General features: G+C 42.5%; 21 protein-coding genes and 1 riboswitch. Of the genes, 8 read left to right on the top strand and 13 right to left on the bottom strand.

What is annotated here, in order from left to right; genetic code table 11:
* Positions 1-41 precede the first annotated feature (41 nt).
* From thrC to xerD, 4 genes are all read right to left on the bottom strand, one after another.
* Positions 42-1181, bottom strand: coding sequence for a threonine synthase (gene thrC / locus FTU05_RS04425; protein WP_078189447.1), 1140 nt, complete (start codon positions 1179-1181; stop codon positions 42-44).
* A 62-nt stretch (positions 1182-1243) separates the two neighbouring features.
* The gene (locus FTU05_RS04420; RefSeq protein ID WP_180164343.1) at positions 1244-2548 is read right to left on the bottom strand and encodes a homoserine dehydrogenase; all 1305 of its coding nucleotides are present in this window, start codon (positions 2546-2548) and stop codon (positions 1244-1246) included.
* A gap of 130 nt (positions 2549-2678) precedes the next feature.
* Positions 2679-3491 (bottom strand): DsbC family protein, encoded by an 813-nt coding sequence (locus FTU05_RS04415; RefSeq protein WP_180010679.1) that lies wholly within the window; start codon positions 3489-3491, stop codon positions 2679-2681.
* 96 nt (positions 3492-3587) lie between these two features.
* Positions 3588-4505 carry a site-specific tyrosine recombinase XerD gene (xerD, locus tag FTU05_RS04410; RefSeq protein WP_180164340.1) on the bottom strand — a complete coding sequence of 306 codons (918 nt, stop codon included), beginning with the start codon at positions 4503-4505 and terminating at the stop codon, positions 3588-3590.
* 172 nt (positions 4506-4677) lie between these two features.
* Between xerD and FTU05_RS04405 the strand changes: the two genes are divergently transcribed.
* From FTU05_RS04405 to ftsW, 5 genes are all read left to right on the top strand, one after another.
* Positions 4678-4941, top strand: coding sequence for a FeoA family protein (locus FTU05_RS04405; protein WP_078189444.1), 264 nt, complete (start codon positions 4678-4680; stop codon positions 4939-4941).
* A complete protein-coding gene (gene feoB / locus FTU05_RS04400) occupies positions 4938-6803 on the top strand; it encodes a ferrous iron transport protein B (RefSeq protein ID WP_180164339.1) in 1866 nt (621 codons plus the stop codon). The genes FTU05_RS04405 and feoB overlap by 4 nt, the downstream gene beginning before the upstream one ends.
* Positions 6804-6839: 36 nt before the next feature.
* A complete protein-coding gene (locus tag FTU05_RS04395) occupies positions 6840-7091 on the top strand; it encodes a DUF6587 family protein (protein WP_180008057.1) in 252 nt (83 codons plus the stop codon).
* A gap of 158 nt (positions 7092-7249) precedes the next feature.
* Positions 7250-8596, top strand: a complete 1347-nt coding sequence (gene murD / locus FTU05_RS04390; protein ID WP_180164337.1) for a UDP-N-acetylmuramoyl-L-alanine--D-glutamate ligase — start codon at positions 7250-7252, stop codon at positions 8594-8596.
* 21 nt (positions 8597-8617) lie between these two features.
* On the top strand, positions 8618-9814 hold the full coding sequence (gene ftsW / locus FTU05_RS04385; RefSeq protein ID WP_111884862.1) for a putative lipid II flippase FtsW: 1197 nt from the start codon (positions 8618-8620) through the stop codon (positions 9812-9814).
* Here the strand turns inward: ftsW and FTU05_RS04380 are convergent.
* The 7 genes from FTU05_RS04380 to FTU05_RS04350 all read right to left on the bottom strand — a co-directional run bounded on the left by FTU05_RS04380 (position 9803) and on the right by FTU05_RS04350 (position 16546).
* The gene (locus FTU05_RS04380; RefSeq protein ID WP_180124106.1) at positions 9803-10063 is read right to left on the bottom strand and encodes a zinc-ribbon domain-containing protein; all 261 of its coding nucleotides are present in this window, start codon (positions 10061-10063) and stop codon (positions 9803-9805) included. The two genes, ftsW and FTU05_RS04380, sit on opposite strands and share 12 nt — an antisense overlap.
* Positions 10064-10148: 85 nt before the next feature.
* The gene (gluQRS, locus tag FTU05_RS04375; protein ID WP_373685262.1) at positions 10149-11066 is read right to left on the bottom strand and encodes a tRNA glutamyl-Q(34) synthetase GluQRS; all 918 of its coding nucleotides are present in this window, start codon (positions 11064-11066) and stop codon (positions 10149-10151) included.
* Positions 11067-11070: 4 nt separating this feature from the next.
* Entirely contained in the window at positions 11071-11598 is a 528-nt protein-coding gene (gene dksA / locus FTU05_RS04370; protein ID WP_078189438.1) for an RNA polymerase-binding protein DksA, read from the bottom strand.
* A gap of 209 nt (positions 11599-11807) precedes the next feature.
* The gene (cpdA, locus tag FTU05_RS04365; protein ID WP_180164333.1) at positions 11808-12611 is read right to left on the bottom strand and encodes a 3',5'-cyclic-AMP phosphodiesterase; all 804 of its coding nucleotides are present in this window, start codon (positions 12609-12611) and stop codon (positions 11808-11810) included.
* Between the two features lie 10 nt (positions 12612-12621).
* A complete protein-coding gene (locus tag FTU05_RS04360) occupies positions 12622-13242 on the bottom strand; it encodes an NUDIX domain-containing protein (RefSeq protein WP_180055461.1) in 621 nt (206 codons plus the stop codon).
* Positions 13243-13318: 76 nt separating this feature from the next.
* Positions 13319-15214: a phosphomethylpyrimidine synthase ThiC gene (gene thiC / locus FTU05_RS04355; protein WP_180164331.1), complete on the bottom strand. Its 1896-nt coding sequence runs from the start codon at positions 15212-15214 to the stop codon at positions 13319-13321.
* A 116-nt stretch (positions 15215-15330) separates the two neighbouring features.
* A riboswitch (TPP riboswitch) is annotated at positions 15331-15457 on the bottom strand.
* 102 nt (positions 15458-15559) lie between these two features.
* Positions 15560-16546 carry a hypothetical protein gene (locus FTU05_RS04350; RefSeq protein WP_180164381.1) on the bottom strand — a complete coding sequence of 329 codons (987 nt, stop codon included), beginning with the start codon at positions 16544-16546 and terminating at the stop codon, positions 15560-15562.
* 313 nt (positions 16547-16859) lie between these two features.
* On the opposite strand from FTU05_RS04350, the gene FTU05_RS04345 reads away from it, so the two are divergent.
* On the top strand, positions 16860-18215 hold the full coding sequence (locus tag FTU05_RS04345; RefSeq protein WP_180116046.1) for a TolC family outer membrane protein: 1356 nt from the start codon (positions 16860-16862) through the stop codon (positions 18213-18215).
* A gap of 83 nt (positions 18216-18298) precedes the next feature.
* Positions 18299-19015, top strand: coding sequence for a phosphate signaling complex protein PhoU (gene phoU, locus FTU05_RS04340; RefSeq protein ID WP_078189433.1), 717 nt, complete (start codon positions 18299-18301; stop codon positions 19013-19015).
* Positions 19016-19073: 58 nt separating this feature from the next.
* On the opposite strand, the gene FTU05_RS04335 is transcribed toward phoU, so the two are convergent.
* Complete coding sequence (locus tag FTU05_RS04335; protein WP_180164328.1) at positions 19074-20870, bottom strand: ABC transporter ATP-binding protein; 1797 nt, start codon at positions 20868-20870, stop codon at positions 19074-19076.
* Between the two features lie 171 nt (positions 20871-21041).
* Here FTU05_RS04335 and FTU05_RS04330 point away from each other — a divergent pair, with 171 nt between their 5' ends.
* Positions 21042-21668: an alpha-ketoglutarate-dependent dioxygenase AlkB gene (locus tag FTU05_RS04330; RefSeq protein ID WP_180164325.1), complete on the top strand. Its 627-nt coding sequence runs from the start codon at positions 21042-21044 to the stop codon at positions 21666-21668.
* Positions 21669-21898: 230 nt separating this feature from the next.
* Here FTU05_RS04330 and FTU05_RS04325 read toward each other — a convergent pair whose 3' ends face one another.
* The gene (locus FTU05_RS04325) at positions 21899-22675 is read right to left on the bottom strand and encodes an IclR family transcriptional regulator (protein ID WP_078189430.1); all 777 of its coding nucleotides are present in this window, start codon (positions 22673-22675) and stop codon (positions 21899-21901) included.
* Positions 22676-22716: the final 41 nt, after the last annotated feature.

Genomic DNA, 22716 nt, shown 5'->3' with positions numbered 1-22716 from the left:
CTGCAAGAGCAGGGCTTTTTTTTATTCAGTCAGCATATAAATTACATATTTGACAGAATTGAATCACGAACTTGATCCATAGTTGCATCAATTGACAACATCACGGCATCTTGGCATTGCTTGATGGCAGTGTCAGGATCTTTTAGACCGTTACCTGTTACAGTACAAACGATCACAGAACCTTCAGCAATTTTACCTGCTTTGATGTCACGAATCGCGCCACCGATAGACGCTGCAGAAGCAGGTTCTACGAATACACCTTCGTACATAGACAATAGACGCTGTGCTTCTAAGATCTCAGCATCTTGAAGTTCGTCAAACCAACCTTCTGAGTCGCGGACTACGGCTTTTGCATGGTTCCAGCTTTGTGGGTTACCAATACGGATCGCAGTTGCTACAGTTTCAGGGTTTTCTACAGGTGCACCGCGTAGGAATGGTGCCGCGCCAGCAGCTTGGTAACCCACCATTGTTGGTAGACCCGCAGGTTTTGGACCTGTGAATTGATCAGTTTCAGGATCATAAACCACTTGTACAAATTCTTCTTTAGGCTGATTCGCCACAGCTTCGGTATAACCCATCCAGTGTGCTGTGATGTTACCCGCATTACCTACAGGTAGGCAGTGGTAATCTGGCGCACGACCTAATTCGTCAACGATTTCGTAAGCAATGGTTTTTTGACCTTGCAGACGGTATGGGTTGATTGAGTTTACAATCGTAACTGGTGCTTGATCCGCAACTTCTTTTACAAGACGCATACCGTCATCGAAGTTACCGTGGATTTGCATCGTTACTGCGCCATACATCATCGCTTGTGCCATTTTACCCATGGCAATTTTGCCTTCTGGGATGAGCACAAATGCTTTAATACCCGCACGTGCAGCATAAGCCGCTGCGGCAGCAGATGTATTACCTGTAGAGGCACAAATAATCGCTTTTGAGCCTGCTTCCACTGCTTTTGTTACGGCCATGGTCATACCACGGTCTTTAAATGAACCAGTCGGGTTTAAGCCCTCGTACTTCACATAAATTTCAACATTTTTGCCAATAATGCGTGGAATGTTCTCAAGCTTAATCAGTGGCGTATTACCTTCGCCCAAAGAAATTGCGCGAGTAGTTGCAGATACGGGTAAACGGTCGCGATAGCGGTCAACTAAACCAGTATAACGATTGGCATTAGACATGATGATGTTCCAATTGTGTGTAGAGCTTGGCGAGAGGAACTGAAATATTCCCCTCGACCCGATTAATTATCAAGCGATTCTAAACGAATTCGTACAATTTCGCCATGAATGACAGGCAATGCTTGAATTTGTTGAAGGGCTTCATCCATTTTAGATTCTTTGACTGGATCAGTCAGAATCACGATAGGAATAAGGTCTTTTAAGCGCGGCTGTTGCATGATCGCATCGATGCTGATTCCTGCACGGCTTAAAATCGTAGTGACATCAGCAAGAACGCCAGTTTGATCTTCGGCATTAATACGGATGTAGTATCCTGTGGTCATTTCTTCACATGGAAGAATTGGTAAATCGGTCAGTGCTTCAAAAGCAAGCTGTGGAATTGTACCAGCGCCATCTTCGGTATATGAGATGTCACGGACAATATCGACAACGTCAGCAACCACCGCTGATGCTGTCGGGCCTGCACCTGCGCCTGCGCCATAGTAAAGCGTTGGACCAACAGCATTGGCTTGAACCAATACAGCATTTTTAACGCCATTTACATTGGCAATCAGTTGGTCTTCAGGGATCAGCGTTGGATGAACACGAAGCTCAATACCCGTTGCAGCACGACGTGCAATACCTAAATGTTTAATACGGAAACCAAGGTCTTCTGCATATTTGACATCTTGCGCAGTGACTTTGCTGATGCCTTCAGTGAAGACTTTGTTAAACTGGAGTGGGATACCAAAAGCAATAGAAGCCAGCAATGTTAACTTGTGCGCTGCATCGATTCCTTCGACGTCGAAAGTTGGATCTGCTTCGGCATAACCGAGTTCTTGCGCTTCTTTGAGAACGTCTGCAAAGGCACGACCTTTTTCACGCATTTCAGTCAGGATAAAGTTACCTGTACCGTTAATAATACCTGCAAGCCAGTCAATTTTATTGGCTGCCAAACCTTCACGGAGGACTTTAATAATTGGGATACCGCCTGCGACAGCTGCTTCATAAGCAATCTGAACGTGATGATCATCGGCCAATTTAAATAATTCATTGCCGTGTTCAGCTAATAAAGCTTTGTTGGCTGTAACCACTTGTTTGCCATGAACGATTGCTTCACGAATTACTTCATACGCAGGGTGAATGCCGCCCATAACTTCAACCACAACGTCTACATCGGGTTGACGGACGATATCCAATAAATCAGCACTTTGCTTCACTGAAGCAGGCAGTTCTAAATCAGGACGAGGGCGACGCGTACCCACATGGGTAATTTCAATTTCACGACCGGTGCGACGTTTAATCTCAGCAGCATTTTCTTTTAGTAGTTTAAGGGCACCACCACCCACAGTACCAAGACCGAGGATTGCCAGACGAACTGGTTTCACGTCACACTCCATTTATTTCATCATTGCTTTAAGTGAGTTTAGATCATAGCTAAAAAAACGTTCGGACTCTAGGGTAGAAATCACTTTATTCCTACCCATAAAAAACATTCATTTAGCCTATAAAAATTAGTTATTTAAGCGCACTTTCAAGTTCGGAAGCCGACATGTAAGCACCGATGTGTTTGCCTTCTGCGTTATAGATCGCTGGCGTACCATTCACACCAATATTTAGACCCATTTCATACATGCTGCGCACTGGGTTTTTACATGATGCTGGCTCGATTTGCTCACCGGCAATGGCTTTATCAAATGCGGCACGACGGTCTTTGCTACACCAGATAGTTTCCATCATTGGCATGTGTTGTTCACCACGTGGCCAAGCGATGTAACGGACTTCAATGCCACGGGCATTAATATCATCCATTTGTTCATGTAACTTATGGCAATAAGGACAGCTGACATCGGTAAACACATAAACCACGTGTTTGGTTTTACCTTTGGCTTTATAGATTAGTAAGTCTTCGGTTTTTAATTGATCAAATAGTTTTTTGTTGGCGTCTGCTTGTAGCGTATCGCCTACATTAAAGAGTTGTTTTTCACCCAAACGAACCACGTCGCCTTGGAAAATGTATTTACCATCAGCTGTAGCATAGACTGCAGGCATGCCTTCAAAACTCACCCAAAACAAATTAGGAACTTCAGTCGCTTTCACCCCAGTGACTTTGGCATTGATATTGGCTTTTTGCAGATTGGATTGCAAAGTATCAATTAAACGCTGCTGAGCATTACGTTCAGATAAATTCGAAGCTTCACCAGTTGCAGGTGTACTTGCCGTTAATGTCGCGTCTTTCTTTTCGTCATTATTTGAATTAGAACAAGCCACTAACGCCATACTGGCAACAAGTGTCGATGCGAGAAAAATTTTTGAACGGGTAAATAACATAAACAACCCTTTTCTTTTAGCTTTATCAAACAGGTGAGTAAGCATAGCAAAAAATATCGGGCACGATAGAACTTCTTGGTCTGATATTTCCTGCCGTTAAGCTCTTGGATGATAGTCTGCATGTAATTTTTGCATACGAACTTGCGCGACATGGGTATAAATTTGCGTGGTAGACAAGTCACTGTGGCCGAGCAGCATCTGCACGACACGTAAGTCGGCACCGTGGTTGAGCAAATGCGTGGCAAAGGCATGACGCAAGGTATGTGGTGATAATTCGGCTTGAATACCTGCAATGAGCGCATAGCGTTTAATCGCGTACCAAAAGTTTTGGCGACTCATCATTCCACCGAGTTGAGTGAGAAATAAAGCATCGGTTGCGCTTTTGTATAAGACGGGACGTGCTTCAGCTAAATATTTCTCGATCCATTCCACCGCCATTTGTCCTAATGGGACCAAACGTTCTTTATTGCCTTTACCGGTAATCCGTAAATAGCCTTGTTTAAGATTGATCAGTTCTAATCTTAAATTTAATAACTCAGAGACACGTAAACCACAGGCATACAGCACTTCGAGCATGGCACGATCACGTAGACCCAATGCGGTGTTGAGGTCTGGGGCATTAATCAGGGCTTCAACATCTGCTTCAGATAAATCCTTTGGTAGGGCACGACCCAATTTGGGTGTTTTATGGATTGCAACAGGATTGTCACTGCGTATTTTTTGTTCACGCAAGAACTTGAAAAATGAACGCAGTGCAGAAAGTGAGCGGGCGATCGAGCGAGGGCTTTTTCCTTGTTTAGTCAGACTAAGCAAGACATCTGAAATGTCGTCACTGCTCCAATCAGTCATGACATGCATATGACACTCACTGCATTGAATTAAATCAGATAAATATGCATTTCGAGTGTGTGGACTGACGGTTTGAGCTATTAAATGATCACGATATCCGTGTAAAAAACTGAGTGATTCTGGAATTTGGACTGGGGTTGGAATACGTGGTTTTTTATTTAACATGTGCCGCTCATTTTCGAAATTAAACCAAGAAATCACAATGGTTTAATGCAATGTAATTTAAAAAAATAGTCGTGTCGATGCTAGATTGTTAAATGAGAATTGAAATCGAATCCGATTTGTTAATTATTCTCATTTGTTTGTATAATGTTCAAAATTTTTTAGGGTTAGTTGCGTGCGATTATCTGATTTGAAAGTGAAACAAAGCGCAGTCATTCATAAGGTACATCGTAACCAGAATGGCAACAATGCTCCGGCTGATTTAGTCGCTAGCCGTTTAGAGACTTTGGGTTTTGTTCCCGGAACAAAAGTACAGGTGATTACCAAAGGTATTTTTGGTGGTGACCCGATTTTAATTCAAGTTGGGTTTACTCGTTTCGCACTGCGAAAAGTAGAAGCTGAAAAAGTGGAAATAGCAATGGAAGGGGCATCAGCATGAGTGATGCGTTACGTATTGCCCTCGTTGGTAATCCAAACTGTGGTAAAACTTCATTATTCAATCATTTAACGGGTACACGTCAGAAAGTTGCGAACTATGCTGGAGTAACGGTTGAGCGTAAAGTTGGTCAATTTACTTTGCCATCGGGTAAATCTGTTCGAGTTTTGGATTTGCCGGGGACGTATAGCTTAGAAGCGACGAGTCCTGATGAAGCGATTACGCGTGATGTCGTGCAAGGTAAAATTGCAGAAGAAGGGCATCAAGATGTCTTTTTATGTGTAGTTGATGCGACAAACTTAAAATTGCACCTCGGTTTGGTCATGGAAATGATCGATTTGGGTCGTCCAATTTTACTTGTCCTCAACATGATGGATGAAGCACGTCGTCGTGGCATGCAAATCAATACCCAAAAGCTGTCTCAGCGTTTGGGGGTGCCTGTCGTAGAAACCGTTGCTGTACGTAATGCAGGTATTGAAAACTTAATGGGCGCTTTGGATGCCGAAGGCTTCAGAAAACCAGATGCGTCATTAAGTGATACCAATCTTTCTGGGACTAACCACGAAAAAATTGAACAAATTTTAAAAGACGTGGTGGTGTTTGTTGATCATGAAGATAAACGCTCAGACTTTCTCGATAAAATTTTTCTACATCCAGTCTTTGGTTTAATTACCTTAGCGGTGATGATGTTTATTATCTTCCAAGCGGTGTTTGCGTGGGCTGCGCCGTTTATGGACGGTATTGAAACCTTCTTCGGTTGGTTCGGTGAATTGGTTGGTGAACACATTTCACATCCACTACTGAACAGCTTGGTGGTTGATGGGATCATTGCGGGTTCAGGTGGTGTGGTGGTGTTCTTGCCGCAGATTTTAATTTTATTCTTCTTTATTTTGGTTTTAGAAGAATCAGGTTATTTACCACGTGCAGCATTCTTGCTAGATAAGCTGATGTTTAAAGCCGGACTGAGTGGTCGCGCTTTTATTCCTTTGCTGTCGAGCTTTGCCTGTGCTGTACCGGGCATCATGGCAACTCGGAGTATTCAAGACCCCCGAGATCGTCTGGTAACGATTTTAGTGGCGCCATTGATGACCTGTTCGGCACGTTTACCGGTTTATGCCTTGCTGATCTCAGCATTTATTCCACAGCAAATGGTCTGGGGCGTCTTTAACTTACAAGGCTTGGTGCTATTTGCATTATATGCAGCAGGGATTGTGAGTGCCTTAATTGTGGCAACAGTCCTGAAATTCTTCCAAAAAGATAAATCACAGCATGCCTTATTGATGGAACTTCCAAGCTACCGTTTCCCAGATATTAAGAGTGTTTGGATTGGTTTACTGGACCGTGCCAAGATTTTCTTGAAACGTGTCGGTGGCATCATTTTCGCTTTATCGATTTTGTTATGGTTCTTGTGTACCTTCCCGCAACCGCCAGAAGGCGCAACCTTGCCGGATATTGATTATTCATTGGCAGGTATGCTTGGGCATGTATTACAACCGATTTTTGCACCATTAGGGTTTAACTGGCAGATCTGTATTGCCTTAATTCCAGCGATGGCGGCACGTGAAGTTGTTGTAGCGGCATTGGGTACGGTGTATGCCTTGTCTGCAACAGATGAGGATGCCATGTCTCAAGGTCTGGCAAATTTAATTAGTAGCGATGGGTCATTGGGTTGGTCATTGGCAACCGGTCTATCATTATTGGTGTGGTTTATTTATGCGCCACATTGCTTGGCGACACTGGCGACAGTTAAACGTGAAACTGGCTCCTTGAAAACGGTGAGTTTCATGACTATCTATTTATTTGGTTTGGCTTATCTAATGGCATTCATCACGTATCAAATTGCAACACGCTATTTTGGATCGTGAATTGTGAATGGCAAAAGCTGAACAAAGGAGAGAGACATGCTTGAATCAATAATTATTGCGGTATTGGTGATTTGGAGTGCTGTCGTGGTGTTTAAGAAGGTATTTCCAAAAACATCGAACTCAGTCTTCACAACTTTATCTGAGCACTGTGCAAACCGTGGTTGGAACAGTCTAGCCAAATGGTTAAAGCCAAAAATGGCAGCAGGCTGTGCAGGCGGTTGTGGATGTTCAGCTTCGGATAATTCATCTGCAAAAAAAGCTGAAGTACAAGCGGTGAAGTGGAAATAAGCTCACCGCCCGTTGCGTGAAGAAACCGCCCGAGATGGGCGGTTTTTTACGAGCGGACACAAAAAAACTGCGAGAAAGTGAAAACATAAAAAGCATTCAAAACAGCAAAGTGCTAACATTTTGTCAGATTTAAAAACCGACCAAAAAATGGGGCGAAAATGTTAATACAGCGTGGTGGATTGAAGGTTGTTGCCGGATTAGGGATTTCTGGTGTTTCCGCAGTGAATTTCTTACATAGCCATGGCTACCGCGTTGCAGTCACCGATTCACGAGCAGTCCCACCGGGTTATGATCAAATTCCAAGTGATGTACAAACCAGTTTCGGTCAGTTGGATCAAGATTTATTACTCCAAGCAGAAGAAATTATTATCAGCCCGGGGCTAGATCCAAAATTACCGCAAATTCAGGCGGCCATTGCAGCCAACATTCCTGTGGTTTCAGAAATTCAAATTTTACGTCGTGCGACGGATAAGCCAATTGTCGCGATTACAGGTTCGAATGCGAAAAGTACTGTAACGACTTTATTTGGTCTTATGGCAGCAGATGCAGGCAAAAAAGTGGCAGTGGGTGGTAACTTGGGTCGTCCAGCTTTGGATCTCACCAAAGATGATCCAGAGCTTTATGTTTTAGAGCTTTCAAGTTTTCAATTAGAAACCACGTCGAACTTGGCAGCAGAAGTGGCTGTTGTATTGAACATGAGTGAAGACCATTTGGACCGTCATGGCGATATGATGGGCTATCACACTGCGAAGCATCGTATTTTCCAAGCGGTGAAAAAAGTGGTGTATAACCGTGATGACTCATTAACACGTCCATTGGTTCCAGATGTCACCCCAATGCAAAGCTTTGGCCTAAATGCTCCAGATATGAATCAGTTTGGTATTTTACGCGATACTGATGGCACAATTTGGTTGGCACGTGGTCGTGAGCGTTTACTGAAAAGTGCAGATATGTATATCCAAGGGACACATAATGTGGCAAACGCCTTGGCATGTTTAGCTTTGGGTGAAGCGATTGGTTTGCCACTAGCAGGCATGTTGGAAACTTTGAAAACATTTAAAGGTTTAGAGCACCGCTGTGAATTTGTCAAAGAAGTGCATGGTGTTCGTTATTATAATGACTCTAAAGGCACCAATATTGGTGCGACTTTAGCTGCGATTGATGGTCTAGGTGCTGCGATTGAAGCTAAAGGCGGTAAAGTGGCGATTATTTTAGGTGGTCAAGGCAAAGGGCAGGACTTTACTACGCTGCGTGATTCACTTTCAAAATATGCCAAAGTTGCGGTATTGATTGGTGAAGATCGTCCAATTATTGAAAAAGCGATTAAAGGGACAACCACGCTGATTCATGCTGAAAGTTTGAAACAAGCGGTTGAGCTGTGCCAACAAAATGCGGTAGCCAATGATGTGGTGTTATTGTCTCCAGCGTGCGCAAGTTTTGATATGTTTAAAGGCTACAGTGAGCGTGGACACCAATTTGTTGATTGTGTGAATGCACTCGTTTAAAAGAACGATAAGGAAAGTTGTATGGCTGGGTTGGCTCAGACGACCATAAATAGAATAAATGAAGTTGTAGAGCGTTGGCTTCCTCGGTTACCTGCCGAGGTCAACGTGCGCAATGTTCTGGTGTTCTGTGTTTTGGCATTGTTGTGTATTGGTTCGATCATGGTGGCATCTGCATCTATGCCCTATGCAGAACGCATGCATGAAAATGCCTTTCATTACATTTCACGACACGGTATTTCGATTGCCGCCGCCGCCGCCGCCGCCTATATCGCCTATAAAGTGCCGTTGAATGTTTGGTTTAATAACACTTTCTTTTTATGGATTATCACGATTATCTTACTGGCTGCTGTATTGGCTGTCGGGACAGAGGTCAATGGTTCTAAACGTTGGATTCGTATTGCCGGTTTTACCTTACAGGCATCCGAAGTCGCCAAGGTGATGATGGCGATATTTACCGCGGACTATGTGGTACGACGTGCTGAAGAAGTCCGCAATAACATTAAGGGCTTGGTACGATTGGCAGTGATTATGGCTGCAACTGTCGGTTTAGTCATGGCAGAGCCAGATTTAGGGGCGACGGTGGTGATTGCCTTAACTATGCTAGGGGTATTCTTCCTCGCAGGTGCACCGTTGATTCAGTTCGCAATTGCCTTTGGTGCGATCATCATGGCCTTTGTGTTCTTGATTTTATTTGAACCCTACCGTTTAGAACGATTGATGTCGTTCTCAAATCCATGGAATGATCCACTAGGTGCAGGCTACCAGTTATCAAATGCATTAATGGCTTTTGGTCGCGGTGAATGGTTTGGTGTCGGATTAGGTCATAGTATTCAAAAAATGTCGTATTTACCTGAGGCACATACCGACTTCATGTTGGCGGTTTTGGGTGAAGAATTTGGCTTCTTTGGGATTTTGACCGTATTGACGCTTTCATTTGTGATGTTGGTCTGCTGTATTCGCATTGGTCATCGTGCTTTACGTCATCAATACTTGCGTGCAGGCTACTTGGCTTATGGCATCAGTATTATCTTCTTGCTGCAAATTTTGGTGAATGCCGGCATGAACATGGGCATGCTTCCAACCAAGGGTTTGACCTTACCGTTTATTAGTTATGGGGGATCTTCTCTGATTATCTGTGCGGTTATGGTGAGTCTGATCTTAAAGATCGATGCGACGACCAAAGAAGTGAACCCAAGTAAAGAAGAATCAAGCTTCTAAATTGGTATCTCGTTGCGGATCGGGAGATGCATGGTGGAGTACACTGGCCGGCATCTCCGTTCCACAATGGAGACATTTGACAAAGCTCGCCTTGGCTTTAGATAGTGGAATCAATGGAATAAAAAATAAAGAAAAATAATTACGTTGCTGTTTCAACTCAAACTGAGTTCTGCTGCGGCAGACAGGGCAAGTAAATTGGCTCTTTTCAATGACTTTGGTTTTCGGACCAACTCCAAAAATAAAAAACATTAGGCTCTCCAATGGTCGATTGATCACTTTATTAAAGCATAATTCAATTGAAAATCGAGTGATTGGCTTAGATCCATATTTGGGTTTATTGATAGATTTGAGGCAATGCTGTGCCATGGGGAATTTGTTGAATATCCCACTGCGCAATCGCCTGTTGTAGCATAATACGTGGCGTATCCAAGTCGACTGGCGGTTGGTGTAGGGCTTGCAATGCTTGTTGTAATAAAGGTGCCGCTTGGTTTAAATCAAGAGCTTGAGCCATATTCTGTTTTGACAGTTTTTGTCCCTGATTATTCATTGCTAATGGCAAGTGCATGTATTCAAGGCGCGGATAACCCAAAACCTGTCCGAGCCAAATTTGACGTTCGGTATTGTCCAAAAGATCAGCCCCACGTACAACATGGGTCATCCCTTGTAGGTAGTCATCAACCACGACAGCAAGTTGATAATTGATAATGCCATCACGGCGTTTTAAGACAAAGTCACCCAAATCCTGTTGCAGATTCGAGCAATGCGTCCCTTGTAAGCGGTCGGTAAAACAAATGTTCTGTGCATCGACTTTGATTCGAATGGCCTGATCCTGAAGGGGAAGGCCGAGATTGCGACATGTGCCTTGATAGATATGATTCGAACCAAGCATTTTTCGGGTGCATTGACAAGCATAGACCAAGCGTTGTGCATGCAAATGCGTAATGACTTGCTCATAAATTTCGAGGCGGTCTTTTTGGAAAATGATCTCGGCATCTGGTTCGAATTGAAATGCATCAATACAACGTAAGATGTGTTCTTCGCTGCCGGGAAATATACGTGGAATGTCGGTATCTTCGATACGAACCACCCATTGCCCCTGATGGGCACGGGCATCACAGTAGCTTGCGACTGCTGTAATTAAAGAGCCAAAATGCAAAGGGCCGGTTGGCGATGGCGCAAACCGGCCCACGTAATGCTCTGCAACTTTCCCTCCCTTATCTAAAGGGAGGGCTAGAGAGGAATTACTCAACACAGAATTAACCGTTATTTTGCTTCTCTTTGATCTCTGCAAGTGTTTTGCAGTCGATACATAAAGTCGCTGTTGGACGCGCTTCTAAGCGACGTAAACCAATTTCGATACCACACGTTTCACAGAAACCGTAGTCATCATTTTTGATCGCTTCAATTGACTGTTCAATTTTACGGATCAGTTTACGTTCACGGTCACGTGTACGAAGTTCAATCGCAAATTCTTCTTCTTGCGTTGCACGGTCGTTCACATCTGGAAGCGCAGTATTTTCGTCTTGCATGGTATTCAAAGTACGGTCTACTTCTGACATTAACTCAGCTTTCCACGCCAATAAGATGTGGCGGAAATGCTCAAGTTGCCCTTCAGACATGTATTCTTCATTCTTTTTAGGCTGATAAGGTTCAATACCAAATAAGCTTGCAGTAGAACCACCTTCAGTCGCCTTTGGCTTTGATTTGCGCACGCGTTTGGTAGACTTTTCGTCTACTACATCAGTTTGTTCGTCTAAGACTTGATTTTGGTTGTCATTCGCCATGTAGGGCATTCCTCATCATATGCATATATCTATACGCAAAAAATATGGTGATATGCAAGTTTTTTATCCACCCAACACAGAGTTTCCTTCTGTGGGGGTCGTCATCATATAGACTTTTTCTGCTTATTGATAGTCTTTGATGTTTGGATTCTAACTATCACTTTTCCTTTAGAAGCCATAAAGTAAAGCAAAAAAATCAAATTGAAAAGTTAATAACCTGAAATTTCAACATTAATTTGAGGTTGTTTCAATTTGACCCGAACAACTTCAGTTTTAAATTCACCATTATCATTCAGATAGAGTGCACGATACCCTGGTAAAGCCTCATCTAAGGCAAAATTTTCACTATGTGGTTTGAACTGAACACTGGTCGAAGGTGTCGATAAAAACTGAATATTGTGCCATTGATTAGACGAGTCTTGATGCACATGTCCGCACAGTACAATTTTGACATTGTCGTGGCGTGAAAGCACATCCATCAGATGTTCAGCATTCTTTAGTTTATGCTGATCTATCCAATGCGATTGCATGGCAAAAGGGTGGTGGTGGCATGCCACAATGATATGTTGCTGTGGGTGTGCTGTGAGCAACTGATCTAATTGTTCGAGCTGCTGTTGTGATACCCAACCATCGACTTTTCCCTTGACCGCACTGTTCAGTAAAATCAGACACCAATTGCCTAATGCGATGCAGTGTGCCCGATCTTCCTGTTGATGAAATGGGAAGCAAGACGCTTCGTCATGGTTCCCCGGAATCTGATAAAACGGAAACGGCTGCTGTTGCATATATTCGCGATAACGCGCATAGGTGCGCTCTACCGGCACTTGTGCAAGATCGCCAGTATGGACAAGCGTATCGATGTGATGATGGTTCAACTGAATTTGTTGAATCACATCGTGAAAACTCTGCTCTGGATTCATGCGGACAAACTCAAGATCTTCCTGATCCATTAAATGTGTGTCCGAGATCTGGATCAGTGTCCAGTCGTATTGTGGTGTATCCCTTAAAGTCATGTCCTTCCCCTTAGACATTCCTTGTAGTATGTATTTGTTGTTGTAACCATTGCAAGGCCATAATGACAGGTGCGTTTTTTAGCCGACCATTGGTTAATAATTCAGGAATATCAGCATAGTTTAAGATATGCAATTGAATATTTTCTCCTTCATCAGGCATGCCAAAGACTCCTCCATGTTCGGGAAGTTCAGATTCAGCACTATAAAGGTGGAATAATTCCGCGCAGGCACCCGCAGAGGGATAAAAACTAAATAAATGCTGTAGTGCATCTAATTCACAGCCTGATTCTTCCAAACTTTCACGGCGGATGCAGCTTTCAGCAGATTCATCACCATCGAGCACGCCGGCAATAATCTCTAGTTGCCATGGCGAAGTTTCATCATCAATCGCCCCAATGCGGAATTGTTCAATTAAGGCAAATTTTTGTTGTTGATGACTATAGATCAGCACACCTGCTGCTTCAGGACGATGAATCAATTCACGCTGAATGGTTGGAATCATGCTGTCTTGATGGAATAAGCGGTGTCGAAGCTGAACTTTTTCAACTTGAATAAAGCCTTTATAAAGATGTTCACGCCCTTCAATGCTGTAATCTTTTTTGTTATATGTGGCCTGTTTAATAATATTCATAAGCGCTAATTAGGATGAAATCTTCCATTTCATCCTAACCGAGATTTTGTTGAATACAAAAGATTTTTTTTAAGCTTTACACTTTATGGTACAACTTTTGACCATGTTCATGATAGGCCGCTTTCATGCTTTGTAAACCTGTCTCAATTTCAGGATTAGATTCTGAAGAAAGCTGCATATCTTGCTGATTTTTTGCATAATCTCTCACATTTTGTGTGATTTTCATCGAGCAAAATTTAGGTCCACACATGGAACAAAAATGGGCCGATTTATGTGCTTCTCTCGGCATAGTTTCATCATGCATGCTGCGTGCTGTATCAGGGTCTAAGCTCAGATTAAATTGGTCTTCCCAGCGGAATTCAAAGCGTGCTTTCGACAATGCATTATCACGGGCCTGCGCACCGGGATGACCTTTGGCAAGGTCTGCGGCATGGGCTGCAATTTTGTAGGTGATAATGCCATCTTTGACGTCTTTTTTATCTGGTAGACCAAGGTGCTCTTTCGGGGTCACATAACACAGCATCGCGGTGCCGTACCAACCAATCATTGCCGCACCAATCGCAGAGGTAATGTGGTCATAGCCCGGGGCAATATCGGTGGTGAGCGGCCCAAGGGTATAAAAAGGTGCTTCTTTGCAAACCTCGAGTTGTAGATCCATATTTTCTTTGATCATGTGCATTGGGACATGGCCTGGGCCTTCAATCATGACTTGTACATCATGTTCCCATGCCCGGTGAGTCAATTCACCTAAGGTGCGTAATTCACTAAATTGAGCTTCATCGTTAGCATCTTGAATACACCCCGGACGTAAACCATCACCTAAACTGAATGACACATCATAGGCTTTCATGATTTCGCAGATTTCATCAAAATGCGTATACAGGAAGTTTTCTTCATGATGCGCTAAGCACCACTGCGCCATGATGGATCCGCCACGTGACACAATACCTGTTAAACGGTTGGCGGTGAGTGGAACATAACGAAGCAGTACGCCTGCGTGAATCGTAAAATAATCGACACCTTGCTCGGCTTGTTCAATCAGTGTGTCTTTGAAAATTTCCCAGGTTAAGTCCTCTGCGACACCATCAACTTTTTCTAAAGCTTGGTAAATCGGCACGGTGCCAATCGGTACAGGGGAGTTGCGAATAATCCATTCGCGGGTCTCATGGATATTTTTACCTGTCGATAAATCCATGATGGTGTCAGCACCCCAACGAGTTGCCCAAGTCATTTTTGCCACTTCTTCATCGATGCTTGAACCAAGTGCTGAGTTACCAATGTTGGCATTGATTTTCACCAAGAAGTTACGACCAATAATCATCGGTTCACATTCAGGGTGGTTAATGTTGGCAGGGATAATGGCACGACCTTCAGCCACTTCTTGACGTACAAATTCTGGGGTGATTTCAGTTAAATTGCGTGCGCCAAAATTTTGACCGGCATGTTGGCGCATATCAACACCTTCATGTTGGCGCTGATTTTCACGAATCGCAATGTATTCCATTTCAGGAGTGATGATGCCTTGTTTGGCATAGTGCATTTGAGAGACATTGTGTCCACGACGAGCGCGACGGGGTTTTGAAATATGCGCAAAACGAATCTCTGCAGTACGAATATCTCGAAGACGCTCTTGTCCAAATTTTGAAGTTAAGGTATCGAGTATTTCCGTATCATTTCGAGACTCGATCCAAGATTCACGGACATTGGGTAGACCTTGATTCAGGTCAATTTGAATATTGGGGTCTGTATAAGCACCAGAGGTGTCATAAACCATGATCGGCAGATTTTTTTCTCCACCCAGACCTGTAGGCGTATCTGTAAGGCTAATTTCACGCATTGGTACGCGAATATCTGGACGTGAGCCTTGGATATAGACTTTCTTTGACGCGGGGAGAATACGAGTGAGATCTTTAGCATCTTGTTCATGTTGAGCAGCGCGATCTGAAGCGGTGAGATTCGTTAATTGGTTCATTGCGATGATCCTTATGAATGACATCAACGAATCAAGCACGACCAAAAACGTGGCAGTTTATCTGATGGATTCACCTGAAAATAAAGGCGTAAAACCAAGAGATAAGAAGGGCTTAAGTTTTTAGATGGCTTGATTCCTACGCAGGTATTAACCTGATCAGGTTCAACGGTACTCATCCTTAAATTTAGCGAACTAAATTTAGATGATCTCAGCAGGAAATTACCTGCGCTCCGTCAAGCTTTGTGCGGATATTAGCATGAAGGCTGTTTTAAAACAGTGTTATTTTTCATCGATTTTGCAGTGCAGAATTTTGGCTAGGCCCGTGTGCAATTGAACTTGCATTGGCTAAGTAGAGGACTGATTTACACAGATGGCGTCACTAAAACAGTCTTTCTTATAATGCGGATCAGGATTGCGGACACCAATTAAATTCAACAGCTGCGCTTCTGATCGCTGATTAGATGCAGCAGTATTTTGATCTAATAATTTTAAAAATAAACGCGCCTGATCTGCCAATGTGGAGTTTTTTAGTTGAGCCAAGCGTTCAATTTCTTCTAAAGAACTGGCTTGAATACTGAGGCGGTCTGAAAAATCATTAGAAACGGGACTATGTGTCGAACCAATAAATAACAATTTGCTATATTGATATAGCAATTGTTGTGCATCTTTTTTGTAGGGGCTATCTGGATATTGTTTGAGATAGTCTTCCCAAAAAATTGCACGTGTCGCAATCTCTTGTGGCTCAATGGCTAAACTTTGTTGCAGCAAGGCAGGTTGTGCATTTTGTTCAGCCAGTTTTTCAATGAAGACCTGCTCAGATTCTTCCATATAAGGCGCAAAAATTTTGGCTAAATATTCAGGACTGCGGCGATAGCGTAATTGTCCTTCACCTGCATCGAACAATTCCACATAGGCTTGGCCTTTATGTTTCAGTAAATACTGATCTCGGGCGGTGAGCTGTTCATAATGATTTTGTTGAATGGTGGGATGCTGAGCCATATCAAAGGCAAATTGTTCGAACGCCATTTGCTGTTGAGCGGTACGTTCAACATGTAAAAAGTTACGATACATTTGATTGGACAAGCGCAGTAATTTTTTTTGTTCGTCCGCTTTTAAAAGCGGCAAGCAGACTTTGAGATCTTGGTTGATTTGTTCTAAAGCGAAAGTTGTGCGTTGATCATCAATTTCCAGCATATTTTTTTCAAGTTTTTTGCACAGCAAAGACAAATCGACTGCTTCTTTTTGAACAGTCTTATTGTTGGGAAACTCTGGTGCAGGTTGTGGTTCAGGCTGTTGTTGGCATCCATTCAACATACTGAAACATAAAAACATTGCACTAAACTTTGCAGGCAGCTGAAAAATTTTTGACACAGGAACTCGATGCGCTATAGAAGTGGTATTGTCCGATGGAATGTCGACTATTTTATAGATGAAACACGTGCAATATGTGTACTATTGTACAGTTCTTTGTTATAGCGTTGTGAGTAGTGTCCGAAAACGACTGAAATTATCCGGTTTTGTCGCATTTGATATAAAAAATTAATAAAAATCATACGGAAATTTGCAAGGATATGATTAGTATCTGCTTAGTTTTAGGCTTGAATATTCAATCTCGGGCATTTGAATATTAGGAATTAACAAAAAAATGAACAAAAAAGTTGTGGTGGGTCTTTGTTTGCTTTTCACGAGTCAATGGGCGTGTGCGCTAGATCTTGTGCAAGCTTATGAACGTGCAAAACAAGAAGACCCCAATTGGCAAGCCAATAAACTACAATATGAAGCGGATAAATTGAATTTGGGGATTGCCAATGGGAACTTACTCCCGACGGTAACAATCTCCGGAAATGTGACCCGAAAAAATCAAAATTCCAACCAAAGCGGCGCTCAAGCCGGGCTGATCATGCCAGACAGCACCACAACAAGACAAATTGCGCTCACTGCCCGTCAGCCCATTTTTCGTTGGGATGCATGGGAAGGGCTGAAGCAAGTCAAGACCTCGATTAATTTAAGTGAAATTAATCTGCGGATTCAAAAACAAGATCATATTTTAAATGTCTCTGAAGCTTATTTTAATGTCCTACGCCAACAGGCATTAACGGTTGCCAACTTACAAGAAGAACAGGCGCTATCGGAACAGCTGCGCATGATGAATGCTAAATTAAAAGAAGGTTTGGTGGCAAAAAGTGATGTCAGTGAAGCCAATGCACAATATCAAAATGCTCGGGCCAACCGCATGGCGACTAATGTTCAATTGGTTTTGGCGCAGGAACAATTACAACAGTTGATTGGGCCATATCGAGAAAATTTGGCGGTGTTACGTGAAGATTTTCAGTTTGAAAAACCGATTCCAAACAATGTACAAGCGTGGGAAGAACTGGCTCAGGAGCAGAACCTAGGCATTTTACAAGCGCGTATGCAACAACGTTATGCGGAAGATGGTAAACGTGTCGAAAAAGCCGCCTTATATCCTCAGATTGAAGCGGTAGGGACCTATGGGTATAACAAGCAAAGTCCACAATCCATCATGTCGCAAGATGGTCAATTTGATCAGGTGGGGATTGAAATGAACTGGAATGTGTTTAATGGCGGACGGACACAGAAATCCATTAAGCAAGCAGCGATCAATGTTGAAAAAAGCCAAGCTCAGGTGGATGCAGCGATTCGAAAAGCACAAACCGATGTAAAAAAATCTTATATGCAAGTCGAAACGGATCAAAGTAAATTACAGGCACGTAAAGCCGCGATGGATTCTTCCGCGCAAGTGTCTTTGGCCTCACAAGCCCAGTACCAAGAAGGCCTGAAAACCATGGTTGATGTGCTACTGGCACAGCGTAATGCCTTTTCAGCCCGTCAAGATTATCTGAATTCTAAGTACGATTATTTAATACATGTACTGCAACTCAAAGCCTCCGTTGGGAAATTAACGGAAGCTGATTTAGTGGAAATGAATGCATGGTTGGTCGATCAGAAAAATCAGCCATCGATCCTACTAAAGAAATAATCCATGGTCATAAAAGTTTCACAATCAATATGCTTTAATATGGCACTAAAATCTGCCGATTCACTTTGTAGTGGAGACTCGCTTTGCCTAATAATCCTGTTTTAAATCATCACATTTCTTCGCAATTCAATGAAGAGTTGCAGGATGTGCATACCAAATTTATGACCATGGGTGGTTTGGTGGAGCAACAGGTTGCAAATGCCATTCATGCCTTATTGGATACGGATGCAACAATGGCGATTGATGTTCAATTTCAAGACAATACGGTGAACCGTATGGAAACTGAAATTGATGAAGCGCTTACCCTAATTTTGGCGCGTCGTCATCCTGCTGCGATTGATCTACGCATGGTGATTGCGATGTCGAAAGCCAACACCGATTTAGAACGGATTGGTGATGAAGCGGCAAAAATTGCCCGTATTGCACAAAGCTTGTGTGAAGAGGGTGGTTCACCGCGTGGTTATATGGAAACACGTCATATTGGCAACCAAGTCCGCGTGATGATTCATGATGCGCTCGATGCCTTTGCACGTTTGGATGTAGATCAGGCTTTACGTGTCCTTTTGGCCGATGCTGATATTGACCGCGAGTACCAATCGGCAACCCGTACCCTCATGACGTATATGATAGAAGATCCACGCCACATTACTCGGGTGATGAATGTACTTTGGGTGCTGCGTTCACTTGAACGTATTGGTGACCATGCTCGAAATATCTCTGAACAAGTGATTTATATGGTGAAAGGTCTAGATGTCCGTCACACCAGTGTTGAAGAAATTGAGCAAAAAGTTCAGCGTTAATTGAATAAAACAAATATGAACGAAGCCCATCAAACGATGGGCTTTTTTCGGTCTAAAATTAACTATGTGTTTCTTCGTCTTCCTCAAAAGTCCGGGCAATTTTGTCAATATTTAAACTTTTCGCCATCGCATCGAAGATTTGCTTATAAGCACCTTCTTTATGGTACAAATCATGATGCTCCCCGTGTTCTACGATTTGTCCGTCTTTCATCACATAGGTGTAATCGGCATCGATAATTTGCGACAAACTATGTGAAATCATGATGACGGTACGCCCTTGTTTAATTTGATCCAGACTATTTTTAATTTGTTCAGCAGCGATCGCATCTAAACTTGCAGTCGGTTCATCTAAGAAAATAATCGGCGGATTTTTTAGGAACATACGTGCCAAGGCAATACGCTGTTGCTGTCCACCTGAGAGCAGTAAGGCATCGGCTTCATAGGCATGCGGCAGTTTTAAAATCTGATCATGGATCGAGGCTTTCCGTGCTGCATCAAAGACTTCTTGCTCTGTGGCTGTACTTTTGCCATAGCGAATATTTTCAAAAATTGAACCTGGGAAAATATGATTTTTTTGTAAAACCAAACCAATATTTTCACGTAAATACTGCGTATCAATCTGTTCTAAATCGATGCCATCGAGTTTGATATTGCCCGCTTGAGGATGATAAAACTTATCCAGTAAGCTAATTAATGTCGATTTACCAGCGCCAGATAAACCAACCAAGGCGGTAATTTTATTTGGTTGGATGGTCATGTTGATGCGGTGCAATGCCTGAAAGCCATTGGGATAACTAAAGTCGACATTGCTTAATTCAAACTGACCTTGAATCGGAGGTTGGGCAGTGCCACTGGTTTCAATTTCATGATCCGCTTCTAAGATGTTAAAGAAGCTTTCTGAATAAATCATTGCAGAGTTAATTTCATCATAGATACGATGCAGCGAGCGAATCGGGGCAGAGACATTATTAAATAACAACACGTGATACATAATCATCCCGATACTCATTTGCCCATCCAAAACAAAATAGGCCGTCAGAATGATGATCAGCACTACACCGACCTGTTCAATAAAGGTTTTGAGTCCGTCAAAGATATAACTGGTTTGCCGTGTCTGCATCTGGTTTTCAGTCAGTGACTTTTGCAGATTTAATTGCTTTTTCGATTCGACGGCTTCTTTGTTAAAAGATTTAATGACCGTTATCGAATTGATAATACTCAGAGTACCTTGATTTTTCTTTTCAAAATTATCGCGTAGGGCACGGCGTTTGCCTGCCAGTTTTTGTGATTGTTTGAAGGTCAGCCAAAAATAAATCGGCACGATAATTGTGGCCACCACGCCAACCCAAACATTGGCATAATACATTAAGCCCAGTGCAATAATGGCACTGGTAAATAACGGTAAAATATCAATAAAAAAGATTTGAACCAGTCGTGTGAGCGAGCTGACACCCCGATCAATTCGAGTTTGGAGTTTGCCTGCTTGGTTGTCTTGTTGATCGAAGAATGCCAATCGATAGGTGATAAATTTTTCAATAATGCCTTGGGACAAATCCTGAGAAATTAAAATACGTAACTTTTCACCAAACGATTTTTGTCCAAATTGCACGATGGCATTGATGACTTCTTTTCCCAGTAAGACTACGGTGATGGTGATTAATATATGCCAACCATTGGCTAGACCGAGGCCTTGTTGTAAAAGCTGATTGATGCTGTCTACGGCATATTTGAGTGTCAGGGCATTCACCTGTGCCGTGAGTGAGCCAATTAAGGTCAAGATCAGCGTCACGACCACCAGCCAGCGGTATGGCTGTACGAATGGACGTAATTTTTGGAAAAGCTGCCACAGGTTCATAAGCAATTATTTTTATTGTGAATATGAGCTTTAGTCTAAGACTGAAAATTCTATGCGACAAGTAATGACAATGTTTTGATTTGTGACGAGCGTTTTTCAGCTAAGATATTTTTAAATTTATTCACGACATCAGCATCACGCTGCTGTGCCAAACAGTGTTGAGTTGAAACGATGAATTTTGAATTATTTACGCCTGAACCGCATGCAAATCTGTTGCCCTATGATGGTGAAGTTGAAGATTATGGATTGATCTTCAATGCTGAAGACAGTGAAAAATATTTACACTATTTCCTCACGCAGTTGGCTTGGCAGCATGATGAAGTCATTTTGCATGGACAGTATTATCAAACGGAACGAAAAGTGGTTTGGTATGGAGATGCTCATTATGAGTATCACTATTCAGGCATGCAAAAGCAGGCATTGATCTGGAATCCAGCTTTACTGCGCTTAAAGCAACATATTGAGCAACGGGTGGGTCAGACGTTTAATTCCTGTTTGGCCAATTTATACGAAAATGGTACGCAAGCGGTGGGGTGGCATAGTGATGATGAGCCATCATTGCTTTCACCCACACAGCAGGTGGTGATCGCATCTTTAAGTTTTGGCGCAAGCCGAAAGTTTTGCTTTAAACATAATAGCACTCAAGAGAAAGTACAGCTTTTACTGCAAAGTGGACAGTTGATCGTGATGCGTGGGAAAACCCAACGGTATTGGAAGCATGCCCTAATGAAGTCGATGAACGTGACCGAGCCGAGGGTGAATTTAACCTTTCGTTATTTCTATGATCAACAGCCGTAAAAAAAGCCCATATCTAGATGAGCTTTTTTCTTTCTCTGAGGAAGAGTATAGCGACAATCAACTGAAATCATGGAACACATGATTGAGATGACTGCTAAAGAACAATAATCATATTATGATAATCTTTCTGGAATTTATAATTAATAAATTCAATTAATAATATGAATTTATCAGATTAATTAAATATCATCTTTACAACATCGCATCAGTTGTGCGCAAACTGATCAGATTTAAATGGCGTCCGATTCTTCCATCATACTGCTGTATTTTTTCTCAATACGCGCTGTACAGTCTTGCATCATTTCTACGACTTTTTGAAAGTTCATAAATTCAAAACGATTTTTAGACGCCAATAGGGTCAAAGCAAGTGGGGGTTCTTTACTGGAAAATTTAATCGGAATCGATAGGCTCGACATATTCGGGTCAACTTCACCATTGGAAAAATAATAACCCTGCTTTTTAATCTTTTTCATTTGCTGCATAAATTCTTCTTCATTATGCGCAAAACCAACTTGAGATAACTCGTCCGCAAAACGGTGGTAATAATCTAAAATCCGTTGCTTAGGTAACTGGGACAAAATCACTTTAGATGATGAGCCTTTATACATCGGACGCGGGCTACCTCGACCATAAGCCAATGCGGCATAGTCTTTGTAAAGTTCATGATGCACATCAATACAAGAGTCGATATTCAGATGCGTCAATAAGCAACAAGACTCTGTGCGTTCCACAATTTCTTTCATGAAGGGAATGCTAATTTGCACCAATGGATCGGTGGTGCGAGAAATAAAATCAAGCACAGCAATTTTTGAACCCAGTGTGTAATCGCCAGAAGTCCCACTGAGGCGCTGCAATAATTCAGCAGAAACCAGTTCTTTTAAATAGCGATAGCTCGTTGGTTTAGATAAGCCTAATTCTTCACTAATAATGTCGACATTGATGATGGGACGAGCAACTGAAAATAAGTCGAGTACGGTGAGAATTTTACCAAAACTGGAAAGCGCCATAAGAACCTGCTTGGTCACAATAAAAAATGAATCGTTAAGTT

The sequence above is a fragment of the Acinetobacter sp. YH12049 genome (assembly GCF_013419875.1).
Classification (GTDB): domain Bacteria; phylum Pseudomonadota; class Gammaproteobacteria; order Pseudomonadales; family Moraxellaceae; genus Acinetobacter; species Acinetobacter amyesii.
Note: the sequence above shows the minus strand (reverse complement) of the source record. Positions and strands in the feature narration are given on the sequence as shown.